Here is a 21,655-nt window from a genome sequence, read left to right on the forward strand (position 1 = left end):
CGTTGGAATCATCGGACTCCGTTCCTGAGCCATTTCCCTTCCCGGGCTGTGCATTGGCACCAAGGCGGCCCTTGCCTTCGCCCGAGAACGAATACGATGTTGAAAGGGATGCATTGGTAAGTCTGGCCAGATGGAAACCGCCCTTGTTGGATATGATGAATTCATTTATTCGCCTTCCCTGCGAATTGATGTCGTATGGATCCAGGACGGCATTCGCATTTATGGCCATCTTTCCGAACACGGAAGTGGTCATTGTAACACTAATAGTGGAAAGCTTGAAGGAATCGGCAAGGAAGTTGTAGTTTCCGCCTATTGACAGCTGGTCTATGATCTTGATTTTCTTCACGCCCGTTCCGGTAGTATCCTTCCTGTCACGCACTTTTGCCTCCACATTGTTTCCAATGGAGAAGGACATTGATGCGCTCTTTCCACGTCCGGGCGGTGAGTATATCTGACCTTCATACCTGTTGTAATCCAGCACATGCTGAACTCCGTTCTTGTCTATATAGTTCAAAGTAGCGAAACCATTGGCCGCTGTTCCCATCTCAGGCTGGAAGCTGAAGGAAACTGAAGGGGTTATCATGTGCCTGATTGCTTCAACAGTACGTTTCTTTCCGAACATGAAAGTACCATATATTCTTGTGCTCAGGCTCAAGCCTGCGGAGAAAGTCTGCGTGATTCCCAGCTTTGTGAAAGGATCGGACTTTACGTTCTCAACTCTCTGTATGTGTTCATTGAACACCTTTTCCATATCGTTGAAATACCAGTTCATTCCATAATTCACAGAAGGAGAAACGGTAATGTACTTGAGCAATGAGAATGTAGGCAGACCTATGGTGAACGTATGCCTCATACCGTTCTGCATCTTCTTGAAAAACTCTGGCTTTCCGAATTCGGAAGCCTTGAAGTTCACCTTGTTGTCTGCAGAGAGCTGATAGTTGAAAGCAAAGGTTTCATACCATTTTTCCTTGCCTACCCTCTCCTTTTTCTTGAAAGGGTATATCCTGTTCACTGTAAAAGTGAAATTAGGGAAGGTAACGGCATACGAACTGTCTCGTGAATTCTGGCTGTGCGTGGCATTCACGGTGAGGCTGAAAGGAGTGCCTGCCCAAGTCTTTCCATACGAAATCGAAGATGAAATCTGGTTTGTGAGCGCCTGCGTTATGCTTGTTGAATTGTACCTGCTGTTGGATGGACTCGAGAAGTTGACCGATGCCCTGAAAGTTGTACCCGGCCTCTTCTTGGGATCCATTGCATGTGACCATTGAACGGAAAAGTTCTTCATTTCCTCGTAATCAGGGAAGCCCTTCTCTCCTAAGATATCTTTTGAATACTCTATATTGAAATTGCCGTTGTAACCGTACCTCTTGTTATATCTGGATGCAAGCTGCCCCTTCCAGGAGCCCTTGGTGTAAATATCACACGTGGCGGTCATATCGAAATGATCTCCGAAGACGAAATAGTACCCCAGTCCCCTCATGAAGAATCCACGGGCGGTTTCCTCACCGAACGACGGCATAAGCAGACCACCGCTTCTGTTGCTCATGCTCGGAACGAATCCGAACGGCAGCACTATAGGCGTAGGAACATCTTCAACAACAAGCATCGTAGGTCCGAAAACCACCTTCTTGTCCTTTCCCTGATTAATAACCTTGGCGGTACTCATTCTTGCATAGAAATGCGGATGCTCCTGATCGCAGGTGGTATATTTTCCCTGAGCAATGTTAATGGAATTGTCAGGCATCTTCTTTAAATAATTACCGTGGATGAAGCTTTCATCCTCCTGGGTTATCATATTCCTGATCTTGGCCTTCTTGGATTCGAAGTTGTAATAGACGCTTTCCATCGAGAACTCGGACTGCCCCTGTTTCATTACAGGAGAGCCAATGACATTTCCCGTGGTATCGGGCAGACCTTTGGCAAACACCGTCTTGGTTTCCATATCGTAAGCCATATACTCGGCCTTTATCTCCAGATCTTCATATTTCACGGAGATGTCGCCGTAGAAATATATCATTCTCTTACCGTCCTCGAACACCTCAAGGCAGGAATCCCTGGCCACTGAAAAGACAGGGTAGTCTATGCTTGCATGATTTGTAGTGTCTGCGTATAACGAGTCCGAAATCACAAGAGTATCCCTGATTCCTGAAGCAACGGTATCAGGCACCGCCTTGATCACAGGAATGGTATCACGTAGAGTGTCCAGCAGTGCAGCCAACGGCCTCAATGACGAGCGGGCCCTGGAACTTGCAGACGAACCTGCAGCAGACGCGCTGAAAGTCAGTGCTGCAACTGCGCAGATTACTGCAACAACCGTAAGTCTTTTAAGTATTTTGGCGGCCTTCAATGGCATTCTATCAAAAAATCACTACTTTTGTAAAAATGCAAATATACAAAACAATATTGGATATTTTATGCGCTCAATCAAGATTGCTTTACTGATCATCCTGCTGGCAACAAGCGTACCAAACGCTGCAAGCGCATACGGCAACGGCTCATTCGCTCTGAAAACCATTGTAATCGACCCCGGTCACGGAGGCAGGCATCCAGGAACCGTTTGGGCAGGAGGAAAATACAAGGAGAAGGAAATTGTCCTTGACGTAGCGCTCAAGCTGGGCACGTCAATAAAGGAGAAGTTCCCCTACATCAACGTTATATACACCCGCACCACAGACAAATTCGTTGACCTTGCAGACAGAAGCGCAATGGCCAACAAGGCCAAGGCGGATCTGTTCATTTCCATACACGTGAACGCAGCCAAAGCCACCTCAGTGCACGGAACAGAAACCTTTGTAATGGGTACGTCAAAGAGCGATGCCAACTTCGAACTTGTGAAAGCCGAAAACTCCGTAATTACTATGGAGGACAACTATCAGGCCAGATATGAAGGTTTCGACCCGTCCAGTCCCGAGTCCTACATCATATTCTCACTCATCCAGAACACTCATCTTGAATCAAGCCTGGAGCTTGCGGAAATCATAGAGCGCAACTACGGTAAGAGCAGTCCTATAAAATATAGCCGCGGAGTCAAGCAGGGAGGCCTTCTGGTACTATGGCAATGCACTATGCCGGCCATCCTCACAGAAATAGGCTTTCTCTCCAACAAGGCCGACAGACAGCTGCTCATAAGTTCCGCCGGAAGAACCCGCATAGCGGAATCACTCTTCAACGCATTCTGCGATTACAAGGCTTCAGTGGAAGGCTCATATTCCACCGGCGATGGTTCCGTTCCAACCGTTTCAGCGGAAGTCTCTCCGGAAAAGCCAGCATCCAAAGAATATTTCGCCGTGCAGATTCTTTCAGTTACCAAAGCTCTGAAAAAAGGTTCATCAGACCTTAAGGGAAGGAAAGATGCAAAAATGATACACGCCAATGGGGTATGCAAATATATAATTGGTAACTTTGCAAGCAGGAATGAAGCCGCAGCTCAGGCTGCAACACTCAGAAAAGAGTTCAAGGGCGCATTCGTGGTTCACATAAAGGACGGAAAGATTATTAAGTAACAGCTTATGAAATTTTTGAACAAGACACGGACCATAGGCCTGTTCGTCATAATGATAATTGTGGCGGCATACGCCATGGTGAGATTCCTCAAGGCCGAGAACATCCTGGGAGACAGGGTTCGTTACTACGCAAGCATAGAAGATGTTACAGGTATTGCCGCCACTGTTCCGGTTGACATCAAGGGCCTCAAGATAGGAACAATCGAGAAGATAGATTTCAACGGAGCGGAGCGTGACTTCGTTCTCACATTGAGGTTGAAATCCGGCTACAGCATTCCAAAGGACTCGTACCTGGAGAAATACACCGCAAACCTGCTCGGCAACATGGGGCTGAGGATTGTACTTGGTACATCCAATGAATACCTGCACCCGGGAGACACTCTCAGGTGCGTGAATGTTCCGGACTTGATGTCCGAACTTGGAGACAGGATAGGTCCTATAAGTGAAGAACTGCAGCTGCTGCTGGCAGAAGGCGCCAAACTTGTTGCAAGCCTGAATGAGGTGATGGACAACGAGCGCAAGGAGGACCTGCGCAGAAGCCTTGACAATCTGAACGTTACAATGGCAAACCTCAACAGGCTTTCCGGCAGTCTGAGCGCGAAATCGCCTCAGATAAGCGAACTGATAGACAATCTGAACAATGTATCCGGCACATTGTCCGACAATTCCCAAAGAATAGACACCACGCTGGCCGATGCACAGAAATTCGTTCATTCACTTTCCGAGGCCAACATTGGCCGGACAGTGGAACAGCTGCGTCTCCTTGCCGAGAAACTTCAGGATCCGAACGGCTCCATAGGCAGGCTGATGACAAGCGACGATCTGCACAACAGCGTTGACTCCCTTGTCAACAGCATAAACGGATTCATTAAGAAAGTTGAAGAAAACCCTAAAAAATTCATAAAGATCTCCGTATTCTAATAAATTGAAAAATGGATAAAAGCATATTGATAACAAGTTCCGTTCTCAATGCGGATTTCGGCAATCTAGCAGCGGACATTGATATGATAAACGATTCACAGGCCGATTTCATTCACCTTGACATAATGGACGGAATGTTCGTTCCCAACATCTCCTTCGGGTTCCCTGTAGTTGAAGCAATTTCAAAGATTGCACGCAAGCCTATGGAAGCCCACCTCATGATAGAACAGCCGGACAGATACGTGGAGCGCTTTGCAAAAGCCGGATGCTTCTGGCTGAGCGTTCATTATGAGGCCTGCCCGCATCTTCACCGCTCATTGCAGCTCATAAAGAGCTGTGGCATGAAATCCGGCATTGCATTGAATCCGCACACACCTGTTTCATTGCTCGAAGACATTCTTGACATGGCGGACCTTGTGATTCTTATGTCAGTGAACCCGGGATTCGGCGGTCAGAAGTTCATACCTGCAACAATGGGCAAGATTGAGAAACTGTGCGCAATGATAGACAGGGCCGGACTTGACACTCTCATAGAGATTGACGGCGGCGTGAACAAGGACAACGTTGCCAGCCTGATGAATGCCGGAGCCGATATGGTTGTAGCCGGCAGTGCAGTGTTCAAGGCTGAAAATCCAAAAGAATACATCCGCCTGATGAAGGAAGCCCGCTGAACGGACTTCTAAAGAAGGAACCTGACTTCCTTGAAAGCAAACTCGGTTTCACGGCCTTGCCTGTTCTCCAGAACGAGGAGGCCGTTTTCCTTTACATTGGAAATTCTGGCTTCAAAAACGTTCTCGAATGTGCTGTTGGCATAGCTTACATTCAGAGGATCAGGGCCTGCCGTCAGTTTCTGGAACTTATGGAATTCACCGTATCGGAAAAGTTTTGAAAGGTACTCCGCATGCAGCGCCTCCCTGGAAACAGCGCCGTTTGCAAAATTCTCATATCTAGCAAGAAGCATTACGAGCAGTTCGGACAATGACTGATTTCTGTCGGCCACCTTGCCGGTCTCAATTGCAAGCGAGGTGGGATTGGCTATTGAGGTTCCGAAGTCTGTCTGGTTCAGGTTCACTCCTATTCCAACTATCGAAGTGGAGACAAGGCCTTCAGAAAGTGAATTCTCAAAGAGCATTCCGCATATCTTCCTTTCGCCTGCGTATATGTCGTTCGGCCATTTGATGAGAACTTCCACGCCCTGCTGACTGAAGAAATCAACCATCGCCAGTGAAAAGATTTCAGTGAGCACGAACTGCCCTGAGGCAGGTATTTCACATGGATGGAAGAGTATGGAGAAGAGGAGGTTCTCACCTGCTCCGCTGGTCCAGATGTTGCCTCTCTGCCCCCTTCCAGCTGTCTGGAAATCGGCTGAGCAGACTTGCCAGATGCCTGGGTCAAGGCTGCCGGACCGGGACTGAAGACTGCGCTGGAGATAGGAGGAAGTGGAGTCCAGAGTCCGGAAATGTTCTATTTTAAATTCATAATCCATCGATAGTGGAAGCTATGTGATTCGTTTGTGCAAATAAAATCATTTTTTGTTAAAAATAATGATATCTTTGTAAGTTAAAGGTAAAAATATGGTTAGAAAAGTATCAAAGAAGGAAACAGCGGAATCTGCAAAAATGGCAGAACCAAAGACGGATTTGGAAATAATCACTGATGCCATGCTTGAAAAAAAGGCAAAAGGAGTATGCACATTGGACCTGAGGAGCATTGGAACAGGCATTTGTGATCATTTTGCAATATGCAACGCTGATTCTGGCACGAATGTTATAGCAATAGCCGACAATATAGAGGAGCAGATGCTTGTCAAGGCGGGCAGGAAACTCGTAAGACAGCAGGGAAGGGAGAATGCGGTATGGATAATCCTGGACTACACCGATATTGTAATCCATATTTTCCAGACAGAATACCGCGAATTCTATCGCCTCGAAGAACTTTGGGCAGACGCTCCGATACAGAAGTTCGAAGATGATTAACAATCTAAAGTTATTGCAATGGATTTAAAGAAAAACAACGGAAAAGAAAGAAGGGGGTTCAATCTGGCTTGGATTTACGTTCCTATCCTCCTTTTCCTTTTATACCAGCTGTTCATGGGAACCAACGGTGGTGACCCTGTGCAGACCGAGTGGACCGACGTGAAGGAAAGGATCATTCCTTCAGGCGATGTAAAATCAATATGCTTCTACACGAATTCCCGCAAGGCGGAAATCACGCTCAAGAAGGAGAGTCTTGAGAAATACAAGAATTATTTCGGAGGAAAGACACCGGAATACGGTCCTCATTTCTTCTTCAAGGTATCGGAGAATTTCAATTTCGAGGACAAACTCGATGAAGCCAGAGAGGCTCTTCCTGTTGACAACAGATTCAAGATTGAGATAAGCGAGGAAGCCAATTACTGGAAATACGTTGACTGGCTCATATTCCCGGTTATTCTTCTGGTTTTCTGGTTCCTGATGTTCAGAGGTTTCTCGAAGAGCGCGGGCGGCGGTCCCGGCGGAGTGTTCAACGTTGGCAAATCAAAGGCCAAGGTATTTGACAAGGACTCGCTCAACAAGGTCACATTCAAGGATGTAGCCGGTCTCGAAGAGGCAAAGGTGGAAGTCATGGAAATCGTTGACTTCCTCAAGAATCCAACGAAATATACCGCACTTGGCGGAAAGATTCCTAAAGGCGCGCTGCTTGTTGGCCCTCCTGGCACAGGCAAGACTTTGCTTGCAAAGGCCGTTGCAGGTGAGGCGGACGTTCCTTTCTTCTCAATTTCAGGTTCGGATTTCGTTGAAATGTTCGTTGGAGTTGGTGCATCAAGAGTAAGGGATCTGTTCCAGCAGGCAAAGGAGAAGGCACCTTGCATTGTATTCATAGACGAGATTGATGCCGTTGGAAGGGCAAGAAGCAAGAATGTAGGCTTCTCTTCAAACGACGAGCGAGAGAACACCTTGAACCAGCTGCTTACCGAAATGGATGGTTTCGGAACAAACTCAGGCGTTATCATTCTTGCGGCCACCAACCGCGCAGACATACTTGACAAGGCCCTTATGAGAGCCGGCAGGTTCGACCGCCAGATTTATGTTGACCTTCCCGAACTGAAGGACCGTGAAGCAATCTTTGACGTTCACCTGAAGAATCTCAAGCTAGACCCTGATCTTGACCGTACCTTCCTTGCAAAGCATACGCCGGGATTCTCAGGTGCGGATATAGCCAATGTCTGCAACGAGGCGGCGCTCATTGCTGCCAGAAGGAACAAGACCCTGGTTGACAAGCAGGATTTCCTTGATGCGGTTGACAGAATAATAGGCGGTCTTGAAAAGAAGAGCAGAATATTCAAACCTGAGGAGAAGAAGACCACAGCATACCACGAGGCAGGACACGCAGTTGTAAGCTGGTTCCTCAAGAATGCAGATCCAGTATTCAAGGTAACCATCATTCCAAGAGGGGTTTCGCTAGGAGCAACCTGGTATCTCCCTGAAGAAAGGCTTCTGAGCACAAAGGAGCAGCTGCTTGAGGAGATGGCTTCCCTTATGGGCGGACGCGCAGCTGAGGAGATAATCAACGGTACCATTGCAACCGGTGCGTTGAATGACCTTGAAAGGGCAACCAAGCTTGCTTACGCCATGGTAACTTATTATGGTATGAGCGAAAAGATAGGCCATCTCTCATATTACGACTCACAGCAGATGCCAATGTATGATAAGCCATACAGTGAGCAGACAGCACAGCTTATAGACTCAGAGGCGAAACTTCTCCTGAACAAGGCACACGAAAACGCACTCTCAATCATAAGGGAGCACATGGACGGGTTCGTTGAACTGGCGGAACTGCTTATAAGCCGCGAAGTGATATTCGGAGAGGACTTGGAGCGTATTTTCGGGCCTAGGGCAGTTGATGCTACTGCAAATGAAGCGGATACAGCAGCGGAGGAGATTGCCGATGAATCTTCTGATGAAACAATTGAAGAAAAAACTGAAATACTGAATACAAAATAATGGGCAGGTCAAAGGAGTTGGTCGTGAGGACAATAAGCGGCGCGGTGTTCGTGCTTGCAGTAATCGTTTGCTGCCTGTGCAGTCATTGGACAGTTTTTGCAATGACTTTAATTTTCATGACAATGCTCCTTTGGGAATTCACGCATCTGGCCGGAACAAGGAAACTGCAACGGATTCTCATCTTCACCGCCTGCATTGCACTTCTCATTGCGTACTTCCTGTACACCTGGGACATCATTGGAGCCAGATGGCTGCTGGTTCCCGTGTTCCCGCTATGCGCTCTGGTTGTATCAAACCTGTTCATAAGCGAGTACAATGTTCACGATGGAAAGTCTAACGGATTTGATGCAATAGGCTATGAATTCATGGCAATTGCCTATATAGCCGTTCCTTCAATGCTTGTTTGCAATGCCGTTACAATGAACTACGGTTTCAGCGGACATTTCCTTCTGAGCCTTTTCATTATGCTTTGGAGCTGCGATGTTGGAGCATACTGCATAGGAACCGCATTCGGACAGAAGAAGACATCAAGGAAGCTGTTTCCAAGCGTATCGCCAAAGAAGTCCTGGGCAGGATTCTGGGGTGGTGTTGCAACCACAATAATTACCGCCATATTGTTATGGATGTACAATATTCTGGAAACAACTCTTGCTTATTCAATATTGATTTCACTTGTGATTGCTGTTGGAGCAATCTTCGGAGATCTTGTTGAATCTCAGTTGAAGCGCAATTTCGGCGTGAAGGATTCAAGCAACATCATTCCGGGACACGGAGGTATGCTTGACAGGCTGGACGGTTCCCTGATTGCATTCCCTGCGGCCATTGCTCTGGGAATACTGCTGGGGATAATATAAAAGAAGAAAAAGATAAAAATTATGCATATACACAGAGAAGGTTACCGTATCATAGCCAGCACATTTGCCATAGCGGCCGTTGTTGTTGCTCTGGCATACATAATCATTGGCAACACAACGGCAAGCCACATAATAGCAGGCATAGGACTGCTGATATTCCTTATCATTGTAAGATTCTTCCGCTGCCCCAACAGGGTGGCCACATTGGGCGACAACCTGGTGATTGCAGCCGCCGACGGCAAGATAGTAAGAGTGAAGAAAGTCAAGGAGAACGAATTCATTAAAGGCGAATGCATTCAGGTATCCACTTTCATGAGCATTTTCAACGTTCACGCCAACTACTTCCCTGTTGGAGGAACCATAGTTTACTCCAAGTACCACGATGGCAAATATCTTGTGGCCTTCCACTCGAAATCATCGGAGAAGAATGAAAGGACCTCCATTGCAGTGAAGTGCTCCAACGGAGACAATGTCCTTTTCAGGCAGATTGCCGGTTATATAGCAAGAAGGGTTGTGTACTATGCCAAGGAAGGCGAGCACGCCAACCAGTGCAGTGAACTTGGTTTTATAAAGTTCGGTTCAAGAGTTGACATATTCCTGCCTCTTGACGCAAAGATTATGGTAAAAAAAGGGCAGACTGTAAAAGCCTGCCGTACCGTTATTGCCGAACTTCCTGAAAGGGAGAAAGCTTAAGATATCTTCTTCAGGGCAAGGTCCATCTTTTCCTTCATCTTCCTTGCCGCCTCAGCCGCAGCACCTGCAAAATCGGCATCCTTTGAAGCATATATGATTCCTCTGGAAGAATTGACCAGAAGGCCGCAGTGTGCGTTCATTCCAGCCTCGGCAACCTCCTCAACCGTGCCACCCTGCGCACCGACTCCAGGAACAAGGAAAAAATGATCCGGGCAGAAATTCCTTATTTCCTTCAGTTTCTCAGGCCTGGTTGCCCCAACAACAAACATCAGATTGTCAACATTGCCCCAGGTGCATGCTGTTTCAATCACCTGCCTGAACAACGGCTTACCATCTGCCAGTCCCAGCTGCTCGAAATCGTCTGCGCTCTTATTTGAAGTTAGGGCAAGCACAACGGCCCATTTGCCTTCCTTTCCAAGGAACGGCTCCACGCTGTCCTTTCCCATATAAGGAGAAAGAGTTACCGCATCGCAGTTGTATGCATTGAAGAAGCTTTCGGCATACCTTGCGGCAGTATTGCCTATATCGCCACGCTTTGCGTCCGCAATCACGAGAATATCCGGATAATTCCTCTTGATGTACTCCACTGTCATCTCGAACTGTTGCAGGCCTTTGCTTCCGTATGCTTCATAGAAGGCAAGATTCGGCTTGTATGCAACCGTATAGGGAGCTGTTGCATCAACTATCGCCTTGTTGAAAGAAAAGATTGGAAACTCCTCCCCCATAAGAAACTGCGGAATGAGTTTCAAGTCTGTGTCGAGTCCAACACAGAGGAAGCTTCTCTTCTCAAGGATTTTTTCAAAAAGCTGCTTGCTGTTCATATCAGTAATTCAAATAAAATTCAACAATCGATTCCATTCCGCCGAACAGCTGCTTGAGCAGATAACTCTCGTTAGGTGAATGGATTGTATCTCTCTCAAGTCCGAATCCCATAAGCAGCGGATCCGCTTTGAGGAGCTGCTGCATCTTTGCAAGTATAGCAATGCTTCCGCCTCCGCGGCTTGGAACAGGCTTGATTCCATATACCTTTTCAATTGCCTTCTCGGCTGCCTTGTAGGCCTTTGAAGATACAGGAATGAGGAAACCGCTGCCTCCTTCGAGAGCTTCCACGGTAACTTTCACGCCCTTTGGAGCAATTGACAGGAAATGTTTCTCGAACTTCTGTGCAATTTCAACAGGGCTCTGGTTCGGAACCAGTCTCATTGAAATCTTTGCGTGAGCCAGACTTGGCAGTACTGTCTTGGAGCCCTTTCCTGTATATCCGCCCCAGATTCCGCAAACGTCAAGACTAGGACGTATTCCGGTGCGCTCGAGAGTGGTGTAACCTTCCTCGCCGAACACTTCCTCAACATCTATATGCTTCTTGTATTCCTCCAGATTGAAAGGTGCGCGTGCGAACATTGCCCTTTCCTCTGCAGTGAGTTCAACCACGTTGTCATAGAATCCCCCGATTGTGATTCTTCCACGTTTATCTATGAGCGAGCCTATCATCTTGCAGAGTGTGTTTATAGGATTGAGTATTGCTCCGCCGAAATGTCCGGAATGCAGGTCCTTGTTGGCTCCCTGAACCGTTACATTGAAGTACGCCATGCCTCGCATTCCTACATTTATTGATGGAATCTTCTCATCTATCATTGTTGTATCTGAAACGAGCATGATGTTGCAGGCAAGCAGTTCCTTGTTCTGCTCAACCCAGGATGCCAATGAAGGAGAGCCTATCTCCTCCTCACCCTCGAATATGAATTTCACGTTATATTTCAGCAGGCCCTTTGAATTCAAAAATTCGAAAGCCTTCAGATGCATGAAAAGCTGGCCTTTGTCGTCATTGGCGCCACGGCCATAAATGGCTCCGTCCCTGATTTCAGGCTCGAAAGGATCCGATTTCCACAGCTCTATGGGGTCCACAGGCTGCACATCGTAGTGACCGTAAATCAGGATGGTTTCAGCGGCAGGATCCACTGTCTTCTGTGCGAATACTACAGGATTTCCGCTGGTAGGGTAAATCTCCACTTTGTCTGCTCCGGCTGCCATCAGAAGTTCAACCAGCCTTCCGGCGCATTTCTGTATGTCTTCCTTATGCTCAGGCTGAGCGCTTACGGAAGGTATTCTTATCAATGAAAAGAGTTCATTGAAGAATCTGTCCTTGTTCTGTTCTATATACTGTTTCATAATTGTAAGTTTCCGGTGAATTTAGCTACTTTTTCCCTTGCGTAATCAAGTGTAATGGTGAATGCCTTCTTTCTTTCTGAAGGTATTGAGTACATTGCGTCAAGCATTATGGCCTCGCATATGGAGCGGAGACCACGTGCACCCAGTTTATATTCAATAGCGGTATCAACAATGAATTCAAGGACATCATCCTTTATTTCAAGTTTCACTCCGTCCATTGCGAACAGCTGCTCGTACTGTTTTACCAAAGCGTTCTTGGGTTTGGTAAGGATATCCAGCAGGGCCTCCTTAGTGAGCGGATGCAGGTATGTCACAACAGGCAGACGGCCCACGATTTCAGGTATCAGACCGTATGCGCGCAAATCCTGAGGAGCAACATACTGGAGAAGGTCCTCCTTGTCTATGCGTTCCACCTTTTTCTGAGCGCCGTATCCTACCACCTGTGTGTTGAGTCTTGAAGCAATCTTCCTTTCAATCCCCTCGAACGCACCTCCGCAGATGAACAGTATATTCCTGGTATCAACCTCCACGAACTTCTGTTCGGGATGCTTGCGGCCGCCCTGTGGAGGAACATTTACAATGCTTCCCTCAAGGAGCTTGAGCATTGCCTGCTGAACTCCCTCTCCTGATACGTCACGGGTGATGGATGGGTTGTCGCTCTTGCGGGCTATCTTGTCTATCTCGTCAATGAAAACGATTCCGCGCTGTGCTGCCTCAACATTGTAATCGGCTGCCTGAAGCAGTCTGGCAAGTATTGACTCAACATCCTCACCAACATATCCGGCCTCGGTAAGCACGGTTGCGTCAACGATTGTGAAAGGCACGTTGAGCATCCTTGCTATTGTGCGAGCAAGAAGAGTCTTTCCTGTTCCTGTAGGACCAACCAGGAGCATGTTTGACTTCTCAAGTTCCAGGTCCTTTGCATCCGGATTCTCACGGAACCATTTCAATCTCTTGTAATGATTGTAAACGGCAACGGAAATGAATTTCTTGGCCTCGTCCTGACCTATCACGTATTCATCCAGGAATGCAGTTATCTCCTTTGGCTTGAGCAGTTTATCCTTTCCGCCAGCCTGGTTGCCAGGAGTTTTAAGAGCTTTGTTGCCGTCCTGCCTGCCTGCCCGGTCCTTGCCGAAAGGTATTCCATATTGCTTGAAAACACCTTCAAGATAATAGTAGCAAGATTCAACGCAGTCACTGCATATATAGCATCCGTTGCCGGAAAGCATCATCGGGACTTCATCCTCCTGCCTTCCACAAAGCATGCAGCATTTCCTGTCCTTCTTGGAATTTGCCATCGCAGTAGAAAAATATGAATGAATTACTTGGCCTTTCCTGAAAGAATATCATCAATCATGCCGTACTCCTTTGCCATGCGGGCGGTCATCCAGTGATCACGGTCTGCGTCCTTGACTATCTGCTCGTAGCTCTGTCCCGAGTGCTTTGAGAGTATCTCGTAGAGTTCCTGCTTGAGAGCAAGGATCTCACGTGCCGTAATTTCAATATCGGAAGCCTGGCCCTGCGCACCGCCAAGAGGCTGATGAATCATAACCCTTGAATGGGGAAGCGCCTTGCGCATGCCCTTGTGACCGGCTGCAAGAAGCACTGAGGCCATGGAAGCCGCCAGTCCTGTGCAGATGGTTGCAACCTTGGGCTCTATTATCTGCATTGTGTCATAAATGCCAAGGCCGGCATATACGCTGCCGCCCGGTGAGTTGATATAGAGCTGTATGTCAGCCTTTGGGTCCGTTGACTCAAGGAAAAGGAGCTGTGCCTGTATGATGTTTGCCACGTCGTCTGAAATCGGAACTCCAAGGAAGATGATTCTGTCCATCATAAGACGTGAAAAGACATCCATGACAGCAACGTTCATCTGTCTTTCCTCAATGATCGAAGGGTTGATGTAATTGTTCTGAACAGATTTGAATCTGTGCAGATTGAGGGAGCTGATTCCGCAGTTCCCCATTGCAAATTTCTCGAATTCAGTTACCATGGCCATATCAGTTTTGTATATAATAAAAGGAGAGAAAGTCCTTTTGCAGTTCCCTTCAGGCGCTGGCGGGCTTGTCTCCCCTTTGAATCTGTTCTGTATTAGTTGTTCAGCTTGCTGATTTCGCTTATGGAAATCTCCTTTGGCTCGAGAGTGATCTTCTCCTTGATGAATGCAATCACCATGTCCTCCTCGCTCTTCTCATATATTCTGCGGCCCTCGCGCTCGTTGTTGAGAAGTGTCTGAGCGTAGCTTGTAAGCTGCTCCTCAGGAACGTTGTTCATTCCGTACATTGCAAACTGATAGGAAGCAATCTTCTTTGCAGCCTCAAGAACCTTCTCGTCTGTAAGCTCGAGATTGTTCTCCTTCATGATCTTCTCGCGGATGATCTGCCAGCGGAAATCCTTGAGGAACAAATCAAACTCCTTGTCAATATCCTCCATTGTAACCTTGCCCTGGTTCATGGCAAAGAGCCACTTCTTCATGAACTGCTCAGGAACCTTAATGTCCGTTCTCTTGATGAGATACTCCTTAACGTCCTGGGTGAATCTGTAATCGCTCTCTATCACATACTCACTCTTGAGCTGCTCGGCAATCTTTGCCTTTGCTTCGTCGGCGTTCTTTACAGCGCCCTCACCGAAAGCCTTGTTGAAGAACTCCTCGTTCTCAACTGCAGGAACGAAAGTTTTTACCTCCTTGATGGTGAAGTTGTAAACAGGAGCAATGTTTGCGAGCTCCTCTTTCTTTACGTGAAGCATTGCCGCACGGTCTGTCTCGTTTGTGAAGACCTCGTTAACGTTTACGTCAAAGCTGTCACCGGCCTTCTTGCCAATGAACAGAGCCTTGCTCTCATCGCTCATGTTCCTGAGGGTAACGTATGTGCCTTCAACCTTGTTCTCACCTGCAACCAGATCAGCAACTATGAAATCCTCCTCTGAAGAAACAGCCTCGGTAGCGTCGAGCTTGCCGTACTGCTTCAGAAGATTCTCCTTTCTCTTCTCTATTTCCTCATCCTCCACCTTGATGGTATAGCTTACAACCTTGTCGTCTGCTGAAATCTTAGCGTCGAACTCGGGAGCCAGAGCAACGTCGAATACGAACTCAAAGGTATTGTCGTTAACCCAATCAATCTCCTTTGTCTTCTCCTCGTTTGGAAGAGGCTCGCCAAGGATGCTGAGCTTGTTATCCTTTACATATCCTGTCAACTGCTCCTGAATGAGCTCGTTAACCGCGTCAACCAATGCAGAACCGCCGTGGATCTTCTTGATTATGCTCATAGGAGCCATACCCTTTCTGAAGCCCCTGATGTCGGCTGTTTTGCGGAAAGCCCTCAGGGCCTTGTCAACTTTCTCGTTGCAATCTTCTCTCTCAATGCTAAGATGCAGTTCAAATGTAAGATTATCAATCTCCTGCTTTGTAATATTCATTGTTGTAACTTATTAATATTTTGTTATTATTTTTCTCTATTTCTACTGCGATGGGCTCAGTAAATACTTCAAATTCTCAACCAGTGCCATGCTGCGGAACCTGTCAGTGTTCAGACACAACCACAACACTTCGCATAAAGTCTGCAAAGGTAACAAAAGCGCAGAACAATTGCAACTTAGGATTGCTCAATAGACAAAGGAGCACTTCATACCCTGATGGTCCTCAACAACCCTGTCCCAGACAGCAGGCCGTTCAGAGCCGGAAAGCGGTTTAGGGAAGTAGAAGTCGTCCTGGAAGAGCGAGGCCTGTACGCCATCGCTGTGGAAAGAAAGGACAGTGTAGCCGTTGTCTCCCCAGGAGCCTGTAGTAGGAATGCAGAGGGTTCTCAGAATGCGGGGGGCCTTCCAGTTCTGCTCTATCCAGTCCGTCTGCCACTTGTGATTGTGGCCGTGGATGTACCCTGCGCATAGCGGATTGTCTGCCAGAAGCCTGCCGATTCCAAGATCTGCCAGCGGATGATGCGCGGCAACAAAGAACGGCCTGCTGCACTTCTCAATGGTGGATTTCAGCCATTCCAGTTGTGGCCCGTCAAGCTCGCCATCAGCAATCCAGGTGCTTGTGTCCGCACCCTGCTTCAGGGAATCCAGCAGAACGATATCGGCAAAACGCCCGTTGACAACACCGGCCAGTCTGCCCGGCACAGGCGAAGCGGACATGAATTCCGGGAAGATTTCCGAAAATTCCTCGCGGCGGTCGTGATTGCCAAGGCACAGATGCAGACCGATACCTGCTTCAAGGATTGGAGAAAGCAGTTCACGCACGCACTCATAATCCTCCACCTTGCCCGTGCGATAAGCCAGATCACCCAGCACAATTACCTTGTCCGGCCTGATTTCCAGAATCTTTGCCACCCTTGCCCTGAGTTTCTCCTCAGTAATGCCTCCCCTGCAGACGTGAAGGTCCGAGAGGAAGACATAGGTCTGAACGGTTTTCGCCTGAATGTCTTCCAGGCCTGCACCGTTCAGCAAATCCGCCATGCACGCCCTTTCAGCACCTGATTCTGCCTGGCCCGCACTGAGCCAACGCCCCTGAAGTCCGCCTGCCACCAGTTTTGCAGGCAGCATCCCTGCAGCACACGTCCCCAGAAATTTTCCCAAAAAGCCTCTCCTGTTCATTGTATCCTACTATTTATGATTCGTTCTTTCCACCGCACTTTCTTGGTTCTTTTCATCTTTCTGCCTCACGATGCTTTGCATATGTCTCACTCCCACTTGCCGCTTCGCATATACACCTCTCGTGCACGATGCTTTGCAAATGCCCTTCTCGTGCACGATGCTTTGCGAATGTCATACTCTCACTGGCCGCTTCGCGTATACACATCTCGTCCGCGATGCTTTCACTGCATTCCCGTGTTTTGTCAAAGCACTATTTTCGGTCAGTTCCTGCTATCATTGGCATAAATGCAATGCTTGAATCAATATGTTCTGACACAAAGATAAGGAAAATCGTTCAGGCAAAGTGTTTCTCTCCAGGAATTCTTCCTCCCATTACGGAAATCCCGCTCCCTTGCGGAAGGTTTGCTCTTTTTGCATAGACCTTCCGCACTCGCTTTTTCCAACACCTTGTAAATAAAATACTTACATTTGACCACTGCGGAAGGTCTCTGCAACTTGCGCAAACCTTCCGCACACTCCCCCATGCAATTTCGCTGCGCAACAGCCCTGACGGCCTTGCTCCGTGCAAAATTTCTTCAAGTCGAAAATCACCGTCCACGCATATTGGCCTTGAATGGCATTGTGATGTGAGTTTGCGTGGAGGTTGAGACAATTTTGCCTCATCGTCCACGCTTCGCACTGCCAGAGTGCGGTATGGCACGTTCATGCGTGGACGGTGATTTTCGGTTTAAGAAATCTGAAAACTCATACTGCGAAAACAAAATTGGCGGATAAACGAAAAAACTCTATATTTGCCGTCACAAACGTTGCGGGCGTGTTGTAATTGGTAGCCAAGCCAGACTTAGGATCTGGTGCCTCGCGGCGTAAGGGTTCGAGTCCCTTCGCCCGCACATAAAACCCCTCATAATCATTTGATTTTGAGGGGGTTATCTTTTGGCTTGGTGTACTAAAAGTGTACTATCAGCCAAAAACGTTGTTTTTTGTCGGTTTTTGTTAACCTATGATTGTCGGTCGGCTCTCAATCTGGTTTAATGCCATATTGGCGGCAATCTTTTTCAAATCCAACTCTGTCAAAATTATCACAGTCTGGCCATTCCATTGCTTTTGTATGCTTGGCTTTAAGTGCCGCCCTTAAATCTGTTACTCCTGCCGTTTGCTCTGCCACACGTTCCAGAAGCCACGTTGCCGCTTTCAGTTTGATTGGCTCATTGTCTGAAAGCAGGCAATTCCTAACGGCTGTTAATGCATCATTGGTAAGGCCAAACAGACTGTTTTTCAAGTGCTCCTTGTAATCGTGCTTTTGCTGGTTGAAGAAGCATTGAAAAGTAACAATACCTTGCCAATCATAAATAGTGCCCCTGTTAACGCCTATTTTGGCCGCTACAGCGGTTATTGTTTCACCAGAAGCCAACAATATTGCTGCCTGTTCCTGTATCGGTGTAAGGCCTGTTTGCTGGTTTATCTGTGTTGCTCCTGGGCTTATCGCCTGTTGTAATTCCTTTTTCAATTTACTCATATACCTGTAAACTTTGTAAACTTTTGTTAAATCTGGTTACTGATTTAGTAACCGTGTTTAGGCCTCAACGGTAAAACCTTACAGCCTCGGCCACTTTCTTATCAAGTTCCTGTATTGCATCGTTTGGGGCTGTCAACCCCTCTTTAAGTTGACAAGCCTCATTAACGGCCGCTCTTAAATCATGGGCCTGTTTCTTGGTAAGTTCCCCACGTTGCTGGGCTTCATTTATCTGGTTTATCATTTCAACTTGGCCGCCCGCCTGTTCTGTCAGTGATAAAATACCCATCTTGTAAAGTTCCTGTTTGGTTTTCATCGCTTGGAAATTAAGTGTTATATCATTTATCTTCTGTATGGCTTGATAGTCGGCTTTCCACCTGTTGAGGGCTTCAATGTAAAAGGCCTCATTATACAGCATTGCCCCCGTTACCTCGGCCACCCCAAATTTGGCCGCTATTCTCTGGGTGTAACGCCTTTCATACCTCAACACATTTCTACCTTTGTAAAGTTCTGGTATTTCTTCCCGCTTGCTTTTCTGTTCCTTGTTCTTGTCATAGAAGCAAAGGCGGCCACCGTTGAGGCTATAATATAGCCCGCTGGGTTCTTGCAATCGGCTTGCATACCTCAACGCCCCCAAATGGTTCAAATACACCTGTGGCGGGTGTTTCACTATGAAATTTTGGGCTATATCCATACGGGTAACAATGGCCTTGCCCATTGGCAAGTGCAAAGTGTCCGATAACTTTTCTATAGCCCGCTGGGTGTCACCCCGCCCCATTGTTTGGAAATTGTCACCCAACAGGTATTTACATAGGCTTCCATCTTTCACCTTTAGTTGGTATCTGTTGGCTGTTACCTTTAGCCCGTTGAGGTTGCCTGTAACGAATGGAAAACCGCTGTAGATATGTTCGCCCACATCTTCCAGAAAACAGGGCACTTCCTCCAGAAAATCAACCCCGTTAACCTCGGCTTGTGTCAGCCTTAAAAATACAGTATCGTACATATTGGCGGTTACTGATTTGGTAACTAAAAACGTCTTAATATAGGAAACGGCCTTTTAGTCTGTTTGTGCCTGTTCTCTTAAGGCCTCCATTTCTTCATCAAGGCCACCATCTGTGAGAAGATTATACAGGGGCACACGGTCTTTACTTTTGCCCCTTGCAACAAACACTTCAATAACCCCGCCCGCCTGTACTCTGCCATCTATGGTGTTGAGGTTCTGGAACACAAATAACAATGCATCGTTAGTGCCCTTAAAATCTCCGTAGGCAAAGCCGCTTTCTATGTCTGGTACAAATATGCTGGAAAGGTTTTGCCCCTTTATTGTAATGGCTTTATCGGCCTTTCTGTGCACATTGCCGCTAAAGTTGTCTGGAACATCACCAAAGTACACCACCAGACAGCCCGCCTCGGTTGCATCCCGCCTGGCTGTGGCGGCTGTAACCTTTGTTGCCCGCTTTTCTTCAAATTCTTGGTAACTGTGTGTTGAGGCCGTGCAATCCATCCTTAACTTACTTTTCAAGGCCACCTTTTCAAATTTGTAGTAGTCGGTAAGTATCATTGCACACCTCCTTTCCTACAGTATGCCTCGGCCTGTGCCTGTGCTTCATTCACGGTTGCCACACGGTTATTTTGCAACCACTGTTCTACCTCTGTACGGTTGAAATATACTACCTTGCCTGTGGGCTTGAAATGTGGTATCTCTTGCCTCATTGTCAACTTATACAGGTGACTTTTTGAAATACCCATATAACGTGCCGCCTCATCGCTGGTAAGCACTTCTTTGGTACACATAATAATGTTTGCTGTTATAAGGTCAGCGATAGCCTTAATTTCCTCTTTGCTCATATTGTTTGCTGTTGAGGTTCTGGCTGTCTGGGGGTGCTGGCAAGCACGCCCCCGTCTTTGCCGTTGCATCCTTTTCACGGGGCTTGCCATACTGTTCCCGTTTCAAGAAAACAACTGCAAGTTATAAGGCATTAGAAAGAATAACGCCCAACGTTAACATAACGTTAGGCGGTGTTACTTCTTTCCACTATGGAAAGTAGTTTTATGTTGTAAAGTGCTTATATATAGTTGTTTATATCTTTGTGTTGTAATTCAAGCAACAAACCAGCAACAAACCAGCAACAAAAGTGGAAAATATAAACTTTGTTGTGTTTGCAATGTAATCACTTTTGCCCCTCGGTGTCGGCTATAAACAGGGTGTCAATATCTTCATACCCCGTTGGCTGAAAATCTGAACCGTACCCCGTTTTGTCAATCCAATTTCCCCTTGCATTTCTTAAATTAGAGGTGGCAAATAATTCTTCAAAGGGTTTCCAACAGGCATAAGTGCCACACTTCATTTTTAACCCCAAATAGGCTGAGGCTTTCACGGCAAAATAGGCCAACAATACCTTTTCCCCGTTCCATATATATTGCCCCGCCTCAACGGTGATAAATCCCACCTCAACGGTCTTGGCAATCAATACCCGTGCTTTGTCTGTGTTCAATTCTTTTGGTAATGCTGGGGCTTCTGGTTGAGGCTGGCCGCTTGCCTTTGGCGGGTTTAATAGCTTGAAAATAGCCTCTTGTATAACATCACGTTCTTTTGTAAACTGTTCCTCTTTTTCTATAGACAATCTCTCCCCCGTCAATCTTAAAAGATAACGGTTCTTTTCATCCCGTCTAACAAGTAATTCAACAAGCCTTGCTTTTTGATTTAACTCTCTATCCATATCTACATCTATATACCCGTTAAGCAATCTATTTCCTGCAAATAATAGTGCTTCCCCTTTAGTAACAATATAAGCATCCTTATCACTGTGAGGATAAAAGACATCTGCAATTTTTGATATTCCAAAAATTCCAATAATCCGATTTATGTTCTCAACTGCTTCAACCGCTTCACTTTCTGTAAATTCTTTTTCAAATTCAAAACCATTTTTACCATCGTTGGCCTGCTTGAGTTCCTTAAGTTCTTCTTCTGTCATAATGTTTTAATTGCTTTGTTTATCGTTCCCGTTTCTATGAATATTATTGCAGTTCTATTGTTGGCAAACTATTCAATGCCCGCTTCTTGCTTTCATCAATAGCCCTTACATACCGTTCAACATAAGTAAGGCCGCTGTGTCCCAACAGGTCAGCCACCACCTTAACATTTGCCCCGCCCTCCAGAAGATTTGTTGCAAAGGAATGGCGGCCACAATGCCACGTTATATGTTTATCAATGCCCGCTCTTGTACTCCAATGCCTCAACGCCTTTAAGCACATTGTGTGGCTTGGTAATTCAAAAATAAGGTCACTCAAGTTTCGCAAGTGATTCAGGCCGCTGCTCCGGCCAGATCGAGCCGGTCGAAGGCTAGCTTCACTGCTTTGATTTGATCGTTGTTGTTTATTACGTTTTCAATAAGTTCGAACGGATCACAGGCTATGAACCCTGCA

The 21,655-nt window shown here is 46.9% G+C and carries 21 protein-coding genes and 1 tRNA gene; 8 read left to right on the forward strand and 14 right to left on the reverse strand.

Going from position 1 to position 21,655, the window contains the following annotated elements; translation table 11 throughout:
* The coding region (locus tag AC06L3_RS02540) for a putative LPS assembly protein LptD (protein WP_475669055.1) at positions 1-2,353 on the reverse strand (2,353 nt) is incomplete at its 3' end.
* Positions 2,354-2,414: 61 nt separating this feature from the next.
* On the opposite strand from AC06L3_RS02540, the gene AC06L3_RS02545 reads away from it, so the two are divergent.
* Genes AC06L3_RS02545 through rpe form a run of 3 tightly spaced genes read left to right on the forward strand, consistent with a single transcriptional unit; the run spans position 2,415 to position 5,095 of the window.
* Positions 2,415-3,503 carry an N-acetylmuramoyl-L-alanine amidase family protein gene (locus tag AC06L3_RS02545; protein WP_475669056.1) on the forward strand — a complete coding sequence of 363 codons (1,089 nt, stop codon included), beginning with the start codon at positions 2,415-2,417 and terminating at the stop codon, positions 3,501-3,503.
* A gap of 6 nt (positions 3,504-3,509) precedes the next feature.
* Positions 3,510-4,424, forward strand: a complete 915-nt coding sequence (locus AC06L3_RS02550; protein ID WP_475669057.1) for an MlaD family protein — start codon at positions 3,510-3,512, stop codon at positions 4,422-4,424.
* Between the two features lie 11 nt (positions 4,425-4,435).
* A complete protein-coding gene (gene rpe / locus AC06L3_RS02555; protein WP_475669058.1) occupies positions 4,436-5,095 on the forward strand; it encodes a ribulose-phosphate 3-epimerase in 660 nt (219 codons plus the stop codon).
* Positions 5,096-5,103: 8 nt separating this feature from the next.
* On the opposite strand, the gene AC06L3_RS02560 is transcribed toward rpe, so the two are convergent.
* Entirely contained in the window at positions 5,104-5,910 is an 807-nt protein-coding gene (locus AC06L3_RS02560) for a biotin--[acetyl-CoA-carboxylase] ligase (protein ID WP_475669059.1), read from the reverse strand.
* Positions 5,911-5,998: 88 nt separating this feature from the next.
* On the opposite strand from AC06L3_RS02560, the gene rsfS reads away from it, so the two are divergent.
* The 4 genes from rsfS to AC06L3_RS02580 are packed head-to-tail and all read left to right on the forward strand — an operon-like array spanning position 5,999 to position 9,954.
* The gene (rsfS, locus tag AC06L3_RS02565; RefSeq protein ID WP_475669060.1) at positions 5,999-6,400 is read left to right on the forward strand and encodes a ribosome silencing factor; all 402 of its coding nucleotides are present in this window, start codon (positions 5,999-6,001) and stop codon (positions 6,398-6,400) included.
* Positions 6,401-6,418: 18 nt separating this feature from the next.
* Complete coding sequence (gene ftsH / locus AC06L3_RS02570; RefSeq protein WP_475669061.1) at positions 6,419-8,407, forward strand: ATP-dependent zinc metalloprotease FtsH; 1,989 nt, start codon at positions 6,419-6,421, stop codon at positions 8,405-8,407.
* Entirely contained in the window at positions 8,407-9,261 is an 855-nt protein-coding gene (locus tag AC06L3_RS02575) for a phosphatidate cytidylyltransferase (protein WP_475669062.1), read from the forward strand. Before ftsH ends, AC06L3_RS02575 begins: the two co-directional genes overlap by 1 nt.
* 21 nt (positions 9,262-9,282) lie before the next feature.
* A complete protein-coding gene (locus AC06L3_RS02580; protein WP_475669063.1) occupies positions 9,283-9,954 on the forward strand; it encodes a phosphatidylserine decarboxylase family protein in 672 nt (223 codons plus the stop codon).
* Here AC06L3_RS02580 and pyrF read toward each other — a convergent pair.
* The 6 genes from pyrF to AC06L3_RS02610 all read right to left on the reverse strand — a co-directional run bounded on the left by pyrF (position 9,951) and on the right by AC06L3_RS02610 (position 16,698).
* Positions 9,951-10,775, reverse strand: a complete 825-nt coding sequence (gene pyrF, locus AC06L3_RS02585; RefSeq protein ID WP_475669064.1) for an orotidine-5'-phosphate decarboxylase — start codon at positions 10,773-10,775, stop codon at positions 9,951-9,953. The two genes, AC06L3_RS02580 and pyrF, sit on opposite strands and share 4 nt — an antisense overlap.
* 1 nt (position 10,776) lies before the next feature.
* A complete protein-coding gene (locus tag AC06L3_RS02590; protein WP_475669073.1) occupies positions 10,777-12,126 on the reverse strand; it encodes a dipeptidase in 1,350 nt (449 codons plus the stop codon).
* Complete coding sequence (clpX, locus tag AC06L3_RS02595; RefSeq protein WP_475669065.1) at positions 12,120-13,421, reverse strand: ATP-dependent Clp protease ATP-binding subunit ClpX; 1,302 nt, start codon at positions 13,419-13,421, stop codon at positions 12,120-12,122. Before clpX ends, AC06L3_RS02590 begins: the two co-directional genes overlap by 7 nt.
* Before the next feature lie 23 nt (positions 13,422-13,444).
* On the reverse strand, positions 13,445-14,116 hold the full coding sequence (locus tag AC06L3_RS02600) for an ATP-dependent Clp protease proteolytic subunit (RefSeq protein ID WP_475669074.1): 672 nt from the start codon (positions 14,114-14,116) through the stop codon (positions 13,445-13,447).
* 98 nt (positions 14,117-14,214) lie between these two features.
* A complete protein-coding gene (gene tig, locus AC06L3_RS02605; protein WP_475669066.1) occupies positions 14,215-15,540 on the reverse strand; it encodes a trigger factor in 1,326 nt (441 codons plus the stop codon).
* A 186-nt stretch (positions 15,541-15,726) separates the two neighbouring features.
* On the reverse strand, positions 15,727-16,698 hold the full coding sequence (locus AC06L3_RS02610; RefSeq protein ID WP_475669067.1) for a metallophosphoesterase family protein: 972 nt from the start codon (positions 16,696-16,698) through the stop codon (positions 15,727-15,729).
* Positions 16,699-17,524: 826 nt separating this feature from the next.
* On the opposite strand from AC06L3_RS02610, the gene AC06L3_RS02615 reads away from it, so the two are divergent.
* Positions 17,525-17,606: transfer RNA gene (locus tag AC06L3_RS02615), tRNA-Leu, on the forward strand.
* A 128-nt stretch (positions 17,607-17,734) separates the two neighbouring features.
* On the opposite strand, the gene AC06L3_RS02620 is transcribed toward AC06L3_RS02615, so the two are convergent.
* From AC06L3_RS02620 to AC06L3_RS02645, 6 genes are all read right to left on the reverse strand, one after another.
* Positions 17,735-18,232, reverse strand: coding sequence for a phBC6A51 family helix-turn-helix protein (locus AC06L3_RS02620; RefSeq protein ID WP_475669068.1), 498 nt, complete (start codon positions 18,230-18,232; stop codon positions 17,735-17,737).
* Between the two features lie 64 nt (positions 18,233-18,296).
* A complete protein-coding gene (locus AC06L3_RS02625; protein ID WP_475669069.1) occupies positions 18,297-19,232 on the reverse strand; it encodes a phage/plasmid replication domain-containing protein in 936 nt (311 codons plus the stop codon).
* Between the two features lie 54 nt (positions 19,233-19,286).
* On the reverse strand, positions 19,287-19,790 hold the full coding sequence (locus AC06L3_RS02630) for a hypothetical protein (protein WP_475669070.1): 504 nt from the start codon (positions 19,788-19,790) through the stop codon (positions 19,287-19,289).
* Complete coding sequence (locus AC06L3_RS02635) at positions 19,787-20,077, reverse strand: helix-turn-helix domain-containing protein (RefSeq protein ID WP_475669071.1); 291 nt, start codon at positions 20,075-20,077, stop codon at positions 19,787-19,789. The genes AC06L3_RS02630 and AC06L3_RS02635 overlap by 4 nt, the downstream gene beginning before the upstream one ends.
* A gap of 323 nt (positions 20,078-20,400) precedes the next feature.
* Positions 20,401-21,204: a hypothetical protein gene (locus tag AC06L3_RS02640; RefSeq protein WP_475669072.1), complete on the reverse strand. Its 804-nt coding sequence runs from the start codon at positions 21,202-21,204 to the stop codon at positions 20,401-20,403.
* 43 nt (positions 21,205-21,247) lie between these two features.
* Complete coding sequence (locus tag AC06L3_RS02645; RefSeq protein WP_475669075.1) at positions 21,248-21,484, reverse strand: tyrosine-type recombinase/integrase; 237 nt, start codon at positions 21,482-21,484, stop codon at positions 21,248-21,250.
* Positions 21,485-21,655: the final 171 nt, after the last annotated feature.

It is taken from the genome of Candidatus Egerieousia sp., from assembly GCF_056211015.1.